Annotated in this window: 1 protein-coding gene; it reads left to right on the top strand. The window is 54.6% G+C overall.

Translation table 11 applies throughout. The features are described from left to right. The first annotated feature begins 61 nt into the window (after positions 1-61). Positions 62-1,603, top strand: coding sequence for a conjugal transfer nickase/helicase domain-containing protein (locus RAC65_RS22245; RefSeq protein ID WP_375097319.1), 1,542 nt, complete (start codon positions 62-64; stop codon positions 1,601-1,603). Positions 1,604-1,659: the final 56 nt, after the last annotated feature.

Below are 1,659 nucleotides of genomic sequence, written 5' to 3'. Positions count from 1 at the left end.
ACACCCCGTCTCTTAGCGTTACGTCATTTCAGATAAAGAGCGGGTGTCGATGGAACGGGTGATGAAGTGGCTGACGGGGCGGGGAAACAACAGGCCTGCAGATCAACTGGCGAGTACGGTCGTCAGGGAGGTGGCGTTTCGCCCGGTTCGGGAGGGCAGCACGCTTATGCAGACGGAGGAGCGACGCAGGCTTGTCAGGATGCTGGCGGATAACAGCCCGCTTTCACAGTCCGTCACCGATGCGTGGTGGCTGAAGCCTGCGCAGACAATGCTTGAGCGTGTGCAGGACTGCCCGGCCGCATGGAGCGGTGCCTATTCGTCACCGGGGGGATTTGGTGACCTGAGCCTCGGCGTGGCCGTCCGGGCGGTCAGGCTCGTCAGAGGAATGATGCTGCCGCCCGGCGCCACACCTGAAGAGCAGTCGGCACAGGCCCCGGGCTGGGTCTGCGCGGTGTTCTGGGCAGGCCTGTTCCATCATCTGCCCTGGCTGACGCAGGTGGAAGGCGCGACTCAGTCCGGAAAAATCTGGTATCCGGGGCTGCACAAGCCGGACGGCCCGTGGCGGATCAGGCCCGCAAAGACTGCCCGGGCTCCGGCCCTGACAGGTCAGTACATGGCGGCAAAGCTGCTGCCTGAAACAGGCATGCTGTGGCTTCACCAGTGGCCGGAAGCGTCACGCTGCCTTCTTCAGTTTCTGTCGGGTGAGCGTGCCGGTGCCGGTGTGCTTTACAGCATCATCATGCAGGCCCGGGAGGGGGCGGGTCTGGAAACCGGTGGTCTTTCAGATATTACTGGCACGTCTTCTGTAAACCCGACGCCGGAAATGCAACATGCTGATAATGCCCCAAAATTAGCAGATAACGCACCTGTCCTTTTGTCGAGTCACATCATTTCAGCAAATGTTTCAGAGCCAATTGAAAGCGAAGCGGCTGCGTATACTTCCACACAGGCAGCCGGAGAGGAGGCCAGTCCCGGAACAGAAAAACCTGAATTACCGGTACTGAGCTCCGCGCTGCAGTCTGCCCTCAGCGGGAGCGAAGCGACTGAGTATGGTTCAGATGGTGAAAATGAAAAGGAAGATTCAGAAATTAAACAGGAAGTGGATTTACTTTCGGTACTGGACCTGATGGCTAAAGGGGAGACACCCGTTTTATCAGCCGTACAAACTGCTGAGTCAACGAAGCAGGAGCAAACGGAAGACGGGAAGCCGGCGGGCGACAGTGAACCCTCTGAGGGCAACGTTTTTCTGGACTGGCTGCGGGAGAGCGTGGAGGCCGGAAAAGTTACCGTCAATGAGTCCGACAGTCTTCTGCATATGCTGTCCGGTTTTATTTTTATGATATCGCCCGATGTGTTTTTCCGGTTTATTTCCTCGCAGCCAGAAAATAAATACGAAAAAAACAAGCTGCAGAAAAACTTTGAATCACTGGGCCTTCATCACTCACGAAATGGTAAGGGTCTTTACTCTTACCATAAATATGACTCGCCGGATAAAAGCGGTCAGTTCACCAAACTGTCGGGCTACATGATTAAGTCTGACATTATTTTAAAGAAAGGACGCTGTCTTTCAGACAGCAAATGGCTCTTTCCCAAAAAAGAGTAATTACAGGGTTAATAAAATACGAGGTTACCATGTCTGATAACATAACATTCGATGAC

Origin of the sequence: Pantoea sp. BS_8, assembly GCF_041954965.1 — a bacterium.
Taxonomy (GTDB): domain Bacteria; phylum Pseudomonadota; class Gammaproteobacteria; order Enterobacterales; family Enterobacteriaceae; genus Pantoea; species Pantoea stewartii.
Note: the sequence above shows the minus strand (reverse complement) of the source record. Positions and strands in the feature narration are given on the sequence as shown.